This is a genomic window from Mucilaginibacter sp. (assembly GCF_028288105.1).
Taxonomy (GTDB): Bacteria; Bacteroidota; Bacteroidia; order Sphingobacteriales; family Sphingobacteriaceae; genus Mucilaginibacter.
In genome coordinates, this window is sequence record NZ_JAQBOI010000039.1 from 1 (window position 1) to 9,031 (window position 9,031).

Genomic DNA, 9,031 nt, shown 5'->3' on the forward strand with positions numbered 1-9,031 from the left:
GCGTTATTTATAGGGTTTGTGGTGTTGATTTGTATATTGGTTAAGTACCTTTAATGATTATATGAAAGAAATAATTAGCGCCCTAAAAACTATTAATAACTGGGAGAAGCTTTTTCTTGTTCTAACATTTCTTTCAGTTTTGCTTAATGTATTTCCTGTAACGGGAACTGTTGATATTGTTGTTTTCGGAATGATCCTCGGCATTATATATTTTCCGTTAGGTTTTTACTTTTTAAGGATGCCTACTAAAACTACCATAATATTTCCAATGATATCTGGTTTTGTTTATGCTATGGGTGTAGTGTCAATGTTGTATAAAACACTAAATATGGCCGGCTATGAACTGCCTATGCTTGTATCCGGCATCCTGCTATTGGGGATTATTATTTTCTTGTTTCTAAAATATAAATCGCCTTTTTATCCAAAAAATTATTTGATTTCGCATTTTTTGAGGATAGGGGTTATCATCAGTATAAATTTGATGGCGTTGTTGTAGATAAATATCGAATCCGATAGCAGCAATGGCAGGACGACACCCAACAAAGAACGAACATTATTTCCCGACAGTTTTCTTTCGGTGTACAATCCCCAATCTGTAAGATTACTGATGATGGTCGTATTGCCGTGTTCTAATGGTGCTGCAAAAGCGGCGTGATCTTTTTTGCAAAAGCATTTTCGAGCGACCTTTTAGGCAGAAAAATCAGAGCAAATGTTATAACACCAGGTACAACAGATACACCGGCATTTGAACAGTTTGTTCCCACAGAACAAATTGCATTAGCTAAGGGTACCCGTTTCGTCGCTACTTTTACTACTTCCCATCAATTTATACAACATCCCAATTACCAGCAGGTAGAGCACCAAACTGGGCAACGCAGCCTCCACCCCAAAACTGCCGCCTGTAAGCCATTGGCTATGCGTTGTTAGCTTGAACGGCATAATAATCTTGTTGGCATCGGCTTGCGTGGCAGCAACTGCAGTTATTTTGCCGATGAAAAAAATATCCCAAACTATATGTACTATCGCTACATACCAAACTGATCTGCCGTACACGTAGATCATGGAGAACATCAGCCCTGCCACGGTGCCGCCGGCAGTTACAATAATTACGTCTAGCAGTGTAAACGAGGGCAGCATAACAATATGCACCAGTCCGAAAATTAACGATGTGATGAAAATGGATTGTGCTACTGAATACCGGTTGCGGATAATCATAAACAAATGCCCGCGAAACAATACCTCTTCAGTTATGCCTGCCGAAATTGAGATGGATAACCATGTTATAAATATGCCAAGCTTGCCGGCTATGGTTAAAGGCATAGTGTGCGCAAACGGCGCCATAAAATTAAACAGGCAGTAAAATAAACCCACCGAAAGCGGTAAAATAAAAGCGATGGCTGTCCATTTCAGCAGTTTCACGAGTACCAGATTGCCGTAAATAGCTGAAGGGTTATACGTTTTTATCACTTTAATGGCGAAAAGATGAAGGGCAATAATGGTTAAGGGCGTCCTTATTAAAATTTCGCCTGCTACAGTTTTGGCAGCCTGGTTATTTATCCAAAAAGTTAATAGCTGTGTAACAGCGGCCGCCGCTACAAATACGGTAATACAGCCCAGCGCGAATAAAATAATTTTCGCCACTGACAATGAGTGTGCGGCCTGTTTTAATGTTGCGTTCATAAATTGTTTTAAATATAGTTTATATAATCATATACATAGTAATGCTATGTATTGGTAGCTGAAAAAGCTATCGTTTTTTCAGTAAACGAAATAGCAGGGTGTTTAAAAAGTAAAATACACCCATTAATACAATAACAACCGCAATAAACCAGTTGCCCAGTAATTCTATAAGTCCGTTGGGTAAATTGCTGGTATAACCGAACGCAAACCAATGACCGTTTTGCAGGAATAGGCCTGTATGAGTGGGCGCAATCAATTTAATAATGGCCAGCGAGCCAAAGGCAAGTATCAGCAAATAAATAATTCCGATAACAAAGAAGCCGGCACCATTGGCAATGTTAAGATATAGCGCCTGCAAAATATGCTTCGGGTTAAACGACCGACCTGCCTGCTGTACCTTTTTGTAGGCCACGGTGGGCTGCAAAACCATTTCAGGTGCGCCTAATTTATCAAGGGCATCAACCAAAATGTCAACTTCGTTGCCGGTTATGCCCCTGTGGGTTGCTTCATACACATGGCTGTTCAGTTCCATCAGCAGTTCCTGCTGGTCGGTTGCCGACAGGATGTTTACGCAGCGGGTAACCCTGGCAAAGTAGTCGTCGTACATTTTCTGGGCGGTTGGATTGGTAAAAATTATTCTTTTCATTTCTCAATTTTGTTTATAGCGGCCCCTAAAGCCGACCAGATTTCTTTCATTTCGATTAATGTCGCTCTGCCGCTATCAGTTAATGTATAATACTTGCGCGGTATGCCCGATTCCTGCTCAACCCATTTTGAATCGACAATTCCTTCTGTTTTCAGTCGGTTTAATAGTGGGTATAAAGTGCCCTCGGCAACCTCAAGCGTGGTATGAGTTTTTATTTCCTGCACAAGTTCATAGCCATAATATTCCTTTCTGTCAAGTATTACCAGGATGATGTAGGATAGTGTTCCCTTCTTTACCTGGGAAAACCAATTCTGCACAAATTCAGTATTCATCTCACAAATATAATACATAGTTATACAATGTATTATATTTGCTGTGTTTTATTTATATGTGTGTTAGCCGCCCCCACAAGAAGGGCAATTTTCCTGTTGGTTGCTTCGCAATCGATGATAGCCGGGGTCATAGCTGCAAATTTTGATACCGCCAGGCCAACAGTTTCAAAACATATTACAAATACTCACCGAGTGCTCTTGCTTAAACAAGAGCAAAACGGCAGGGAGATCTATTATCATATTAACGCGAAAAAAATGAAAGACAATGGGACGGAATTAATGGTTGACGGCGGTTTAACCAGATAAGCACTAAATAACTGTTTCAAAACTATAAGTTTCTTTCAAATCCCTGTTTCTTCCGGAAGCAGGGATTTTTTTGTTGCTATCGTAGCCATCAAAATTTATTTATCGTAAAACATTTGTAAAGCGTCTATCCGCCTGTTCAAGCGTCTACGCTTTAACAAAACTTCCGGTAAGCATCCACGCTTACTACAATTCGCAAGCGTGGACGCTTACTTAATTTAACATTCAAGCGCGGACACTTGAATGGGCATAATTAAACTGTTTCTTAATATTTTAACTTTTTTAACTTTCCGGGTTAACTATGCAGCTTCCTGAATTCGGACGGTGCCATGCCTTTATACTTTTTAAAAGACCGGTTCAGGTGACTTTCGTCGGTAAAATTCAATTCGTTCACAATCTCATTGATGCGCATATCGCTATGCAATAGACGGGTCTCTACCAATCGCATTTTATACATAGCAATGTAGTGTTGCAGCGTCTCGCCTGTCTGGCTCTTAAAATAACGGCCCAGGTAGCTTAATGATATCGCAAAATGTTTACTCAAACTTTCGGCCCGCAGCTTTTGCGGCTCGAAAATGTTTTGCTGGATATAATGCAGCATCTCCAACACCGGTTCGCCGGTATTTTCTTTGATGTTTTTAGGGAGTTTAAGGGCAATGTTACGGGCCACAATGGTGATAATGGTGTTAACCATTTGGGTAATTATGGTGTCGCAATAGATCTGCCGGTTGGTTTGTTCCTGTATGATGCTTTCAATAAGTGACGCGATAAGCGGTTTATCTACCTTGTTCTTTAAAATACAGCCCGGCCTATGGCTGGCATTTTGCAGGATATATTCCATGCGCTGTACAAGCGCCTTATCCTTCGACGCGTTATTCTGCACAAAATATTCATTGAACCGCAGGAAAAAAAACCTGGTAACCGTGCTTACTTCGAACGAATGCAAATCCTGCGGTGTAAGCAGGAACAGGTTCCCCTTACGATAATTGAACCTGTTTTTGTTGATATACTGCACACCCGTACCATCAACAATATAGATCAGTTCGAAAAAATTATTGGTCCGCGGTGTTTTTGGGAAGCGGTCCTGCTCTTTAAGTTCTATCTCGAACGGATGGTATAAATTCTCTTTCCTCATCAGTGCTAATATACAGAATTAGTGAAATTTTGTACAAGTAACAGGTGCCGGTATCTGTATAATTTTGTATCGATGATAAAATTAATATTGAATACTATGAAAACCATAATGACCACCTTAATGCTGTTTTGCGCTGTAGCTTTCGTATCTGCACAAACCAAAACTAACCCCAACAAACTGTTAAAAGAACAATTTATTGGTACCTGGGCGCTGGTATCTGTTGATAATATTTACCCCGATAGCAGCAGGATACATCCCTATGGCGAAAACCCAAAAGGCATGCTGATATTTGACGAACGGTCAAACTATGCTATTCAGATCTATAAAGCTGTGCGACCCAAAATAGTATCGGGCGATAAAAATGTTTGTACGCCCGAAGAGAGCAAAGCACTGATACAAGGCAGCAATGCGCACTTTGGCAAATACAAAGTGGATGAGGCTAAACATACCATCACCTTTAAAATAGACCATGCGTCGTTCCCTAACTGGGAGGGAGCCGATCAGGAACGAACCTATGTTTATACCGGCAACGAGCTAAAATATGTAGTTACCCATACTACGCAAGGCGGCAAAGCTGTAGTTGCCGAGGTGGTGTGGAGACGGCTGTGAAAGGTGTCTCCGCCTGTTCAAGCGCCTACGCTTGAACAAAACTTCTGGTAAGCGCGGACGCTTGAATGGGCGTAAAAAAACCGGTCTACAACCGGCATCAAAAGCTATCACATAAAACCAATGCTCAATCCCTTTATTTGTATGGATAACGCTCTTACTTCCATCATATTGCGCGTAAAAAAATATAGTTGAAAAACGATGTTTTGATTCATAATACCTTATATTTTTGGCTTTGGACATCTCTAAAAGTCATCAGTATCGATAAAAAGAGGAAAAAATATGAACACGTATGTAATCGCTTTTAAGGAGATCGACAGATCAAAGTTTATGGCTGTAGGGGGCAAGGGCGCTAACCTTGGCGAACTGTCCCGAATCAAGGAGATACAGGTGCCGGAAGGTTTTTGTGTTACCACCGAAGCGTATAAAAAAATAACCGAAAACAACCGGGAGCTTAACAGCTTGCTGGATGAATTAACGCGTTTGAAGGCAGAAGAGCGGGGAAATATCAGCCAGATCAGCGCAAAGATCCGTACGACTATTGAAAGAACACCCATTTCTGAGGATATAGCAGAAGAGATTGCGGGTTACCTTACAAAGTTTGATGAAACAGATGCCTTTGCTGTGCGGTCAAGCGCTACGGCGGAAGACCTGCCGACGGCATCTTTTGCAGGCCAGCAGGATACGTATTTGAACATTATCGAAAAAACGGCCATCCTAAAGCATATCAGCAAGTGCTGGGCATCGCTATTTACCGATAGAGCGGTAATTTACCGCCTTCAAAACGGCTTCGACCATAGTAAGGTCTACCTGTCTGTGGTTGTTCAGCAAATGGTTTTCCCACAGGCGGCTGGGATCTTGTTTACCGCCGACCCCGTTACTGGTAACAGGAAAGTGGTATCCATTGATGCCAGCTTCGGGCTTGGTGAGGCCATGGTTTCCGGCCTGGTAAATGCTGACAGCTATAATGTATGTGACCATAAGATTATCGATAAGAGGATATCTACTAAAACACTGGCTATTTATGCATTAAAAGATGGCGGTACTAAAGAACAGGAGATTGAGCTCGAAAAGCAGAACAGGCAAGCGCTAACGGATGAACAGATCTTGCAACTTGAGCGCATAGGCAGAAAGATCGAAGTACATTTCGGTCGCCCCCAGGACATTGAATGGTGTTTGGCTGATGACGCATTTTATATTGTTCAAAGCCGGCCTATTACTACTTTGTTCCCAATTCCTGAAGCGAATGACCAGGAAAATCACGTTTACGTATCTGTCGGCCATCAACAAATGATGACCGACCCCATGAAACCATTGGGCTTATCTGTTTGGCTTTTAACGACCCGGGCACCCATGCATACTGCCGGTGGAAGATTATTTATTGATATTACATCTATGTTGGCTTCGCCCGCCGGCAGAGAAACTTTGATAAACGTCACCCTGGGAAAATCCGATCCACTTATAAAATCCGCGCTTACAACCATCATAGAGCGGGGAGATTTTATTAAATTGTTACCGGATGATAAAAAGGAATCCGGTCCGGGTAAAAGTGATAACGCTGTATCGCCCGCGAATTATCAAACACTAAACGAATACGATCCAACAATCGTTTCTGATTTGATCAAGAATAGTCAAGCATCAATAGAAGCGTTAAAACAAAATATCCAAACCAAATCAGGGCCGGATCTGTATGATTTTATACTGGAAGATCTGCAGCAATTAAAGAAGATCGCATTTGACCCACAAAGTTTTGGTGTGCTTATGACGGGTATAAATGCTTCATTCTGGGTCAATGAAAAAATGAACGAATGGTTAGGTGAAAAAAACGCGGCAGATATTCTTGCTCAATCTGTGCCTAACAATATTACTTCAGAAATGGGCCTGGCGCTATTGAATATCGCGGATGTGATTCGCCCTTATCCAAAAGTGATCGATTACTTGCAACACGTAAAAAATGATAATTTTTTGAGTGAAGTTGTTCAATTTGAAGGTGGGCAGGAAACCCGGGACGCTATCTATGCTTACCTCGACAAATACGGAATGCGGTGCGCCGGCGAGATCGATATTACAAGAACCCGTTGGAGTGAAAAACCATTAACACTTGTTCCCTTAATTCTCAGCAACATCAAAAACTTTGAGCCTGGTGCAGGCAATCGGAAGTTTGAGCAGGGGCGACAGGAAGCTTTGAAAAAAGAACAAGAGTTATTAGATAGCTTGATGCAATTGCCGGACGGCGAACAAAAAGCCCAGGAAACAAAACGGATTATCGACCTGATCCGGAATTTTAGCGGTTATCGTGAATATCCCAAATACGGGTTTATTAATCGCTACTTCGTTTATAAGCAGGCTTTACTGAAAGAAGCCGAACAACTCGTACAAGCCAATGTTATTCACGAAAAAGAAGATATTTACTACCTCAGTTTTGAAGAACTTCGCGAAGTAGTACGCACAAAAAAACTGGATAACCAAATCATCAGCAAACGAAAAGATGAGTACAAATTATATGAAAAATTAAACCCGCCACGTGTTATTACATCTGATGGTGAAATTATTGCCGGTAAGTACAATCGGGAAGATCTCCCTGCCGGGGCTATTGCAGGTATGGCAGTTTCTTCCGGAGTTATAGAAGGACGGGCACGTGTTATTTTAAAAATGGAAGATGCTGATATAGAAGATGGAGATATATTGGTTACCACCTTTACTGACCCCAGCTGGACAGCATTGTTTGTATCTATAAAAGGCCTGGTTACCGAAGTTGGCGGACTGATGACCCATGGAGCAGTTATCGCTCGTGAATATGGCTTACCGGCAGTTGTGGGAGTGGAGAATGCTACCAGGCTGATCAACGACGGGCAGTGGATCCGGGTGAATGGAACGGATGGATATGTAGAAATGCTATAAATCGAGCTATTCTTAAATAACCGCGTACAAAAGCATCCAGTATAAAATTTCACAAAAATTTGCGTAGTTAAATAACTACATATATATTTGTAGTCAAATAGCTACACGATGAATTTAAGACGAGATGTATTCCAGGCCATAGCCGACCCCACAAGAAGGGCAATTCTCCTGTTGGTTGCTTCGCAATCGATGACTGCCGGGGTCATAGCTGCAAACTTTGACACCGCCCGGCCAACAGTTTCAAAACATTTACAAATACTCACCGAGTGCGAATTGCTAAAACAGGAGCAAAACGGCAGGGAGATCTATTATCATATTAACGCGAAAAAAATGAAAGACGTAGCCGACTTTATTGAACCATTCCGCAAAATGTGGGATGATAGGTTCAACGCATTAGAAAACATAATGAAGAATTATAAAACCAAATAATATGGAACTAAAAACAAAAATTAACGCCGAAAACGGTGCGCATGATTTATTTATAACCAGGGAATTTGATTTGCCGTTAGAACTACTTTTTAAAGCGTTTACCGAGCCCGAACTTGTTGAGCAGTGGATGGGCACTAAAGTGCTGAAACTGGAAGGTAAAAAACATGGCAGCTGGCAATTTGAAACAACAGATGCTAAAGGGAACGTGGTGTTTAAAGCCAATGGTACCATCCATGAATTTAGTCCGAACCAGAAGATTACCCGGACATTTGAAATGGAGAACGCGCCTTTTGGTGTACAGCTGGAGTTATTGGAATTTGAAAAACTTACTGACGATACCAGCAAGATCAATATGCATATTGTATATGAATCGGCTGCACTGCGTGATCAAATGCTGCAGCTGCCGTTTGCCCAGGGCATAAATATGGCACATAACCGGTTACAACAAATAGTAAGCAAATTAAAATAATACACCATGGAAAAGAGAAATTTAATTATTTATTGGTTTGCAACAGGCTTATTGGCCTTTGGCATGTTGGGAAGTGGCCTGGCGCAAATATTTCATGCAAAAGATATGGTTGACCTGATCGTTCCTTTAGGCTATCCTTTATATTTCTTGTACATTATTGGTGTTTGGAAAGTACTTGGCGTGATAGCTATTTTAATTCCACGGTTTAAACTTGTTAAGGAATGGGCCTATGCAGGTTTATTTTTTTTGATGACGGGCGCCTTTCTTTCGCATTTGCTGAGCGGCGACCATAGCGTAAAGGGGCTTATCGGGCCATTTATGCAGACTGTTTTTATTATCTTGTCGTGGTATTTCAGGCCTGCAGATAGAAAGATCATTTCAGTTAATTAATAAAGTTATGAGCAACATCAATAGCAATAAAAGGGAGTTATCATCTGACGAACGTGAGGGACTATTCAAGGCTTTGAAAACCCGCTTCGAAAAAAACATGAACCGCCATACAGGTGTTGAATGGTCTAAAGTACAGGCAA

10 protein-coding genes are annotated in these 9,031 nt (G+C 41.4%); 6 read left to right on the forward strand and 4 right to left on the reverse strand.

What is annotated here, in order from left to right; genetic code table 11:
* Positions 1-61: 61 nt before the first annotated feature.
* A complete protein-coding gene (locus JWQ85_RS02435) occupies positions 62-496 on the forward strand; it encodes a hypothetical protein (RefSeq protein ID WP_299463385.1) in 435 nt (144 codons plus the stop codon).
* 281 nt (positions 497-777) lie between these two features.
* On the opposite strand, the gene JWQ85_RS02440 is transcribed toward JWQ85_RS02435, so the two are convergent.
* The 4 genes from JWQ85_RS02440 to JWQ85_RS02455 all read right to left on the reverse strand — a co-directional run bounded on the left by JWQ85_RS02440 (position 778) and on the right by JWQ85_RS02455 (position 4,096).
* Positions 778-1,680, reverse strand: a complete 903-nt coding sequence (locus JWQ85_RS02440; RefSeq protein ID WP_299463388.1) for a type II CAAX endopeptidase family protein — start codon at positions 1,678-1,680, stop codon at positions 778-780.
* A 67-nt stretch (positions 1,681-1,747) separates the two neighbouring features.
* Entirely contained in the window at positions 1,748-2,326 is a 579-nt protein-coding gene (locus tag JWQ85_RS02445) for a hypothetical protein (RefSeq protein WP_299463391.1), read from the reverse strand.
* Entirely contained in the window at positions 2,323-2,658 is a 336-nt protein-coding gene (locus tag JWQ85_RS02450; RefSeq protein WP_299463394.1) for a PadR family transcriptional regulator, read from the reverse strand. Before JWQ85_RS02450 ends, JWQ85_RS02445 begins: the two co-directional genes overlap by 4 nt.
* A 598-nt stretch (positions 2,659-3,256) precedes the next feature.
* Positions 3,257-4,096 carry an AraC family transcriptional regulator gene (locus tag JWQ85_RS02455; RefSeq protein WP_299463397.1) on the reverse strand — a complete coding sequence of 280 codons (840 nt, stop codon included), beginning with the start codon at positions 4,094-4,096 and terminating at the stop codon, positions 3,257-3,259.
* 96 nt (positions 4,097-4,192) lie between these two features.
* On the opposite strand from JWQ85_RS02455, the gene JWQ85_RS02460 reads away from it, so the two are divergent.
* The 5 genes from JWQ85_RS02460 to JWQ85_RS02480 all read left to right on the forward strand — a co-directional run bounded on the left by JWQ85_RS02460 (position 4,193) and on the right by JWQ85_RS02480 (position 8,891).
* Positions 4,193-4,705 (forward strand): lipocalin-like domain-containing protein, encoded by a 513-nt coding sequence (locus JWQ85_RS02460; RefSeq protein WP_299463400.1) that lies wholly within the window; start codon positions 4,193-4,195, stop codon positions 4,703-4,705.
* A 279-nt stretch (positions 4,706-4,984) separates the two neighbouring features.
* On the forward strand, positions 4,985-7,603 hold the full coding sequence (gene ppsA / locus JWQ85_RS02465) for a phosphoenolpyruvate synthase (protein WP_299463403.1): 2,619 nt from the start codon (positions 4,985-4,987) through the stop codon (positions 7,601-7,603).
* A gap of 108 nt (positions 7,604-7,711) precedes the next feature.
* Positions 7,712-8,032, forward strand: coding sequence for a metalloregulator ArsR/SmtB family transcription factor (locus JWQ85_RS02470; protein ID WP_299463406.1), 321 nt, complete (start codon positions 7,712-7,714; stop codon positions 8,030-8,032).
* A gap of 1 nt (position 8,033) precedes the next feature.
* Complete coding sequence (locus JWQ85_RS02475; protein WP_299463409.1) at positions 8,034-8,501, forward strand: SRPBCC domain-containing protein; 468 nt, start codon at positions 8,034-8,036, stop codon at positions 8,499-8,501.
* 6 nt (positions 8,502-8,507) lie between these two features.
* Positions 8,508-8,891, forward strand: a complete 384-nt coding sequence (locus JWQ85_RS02480; protein WP_299463412.1) for a DoxX family protein — start codon at positions 8,508-8,510, stop codon at positions 8,889-8,891.
* The last annotated feature ends 140 nt before the right edge of the window (positions 8,892-9,031 follow it).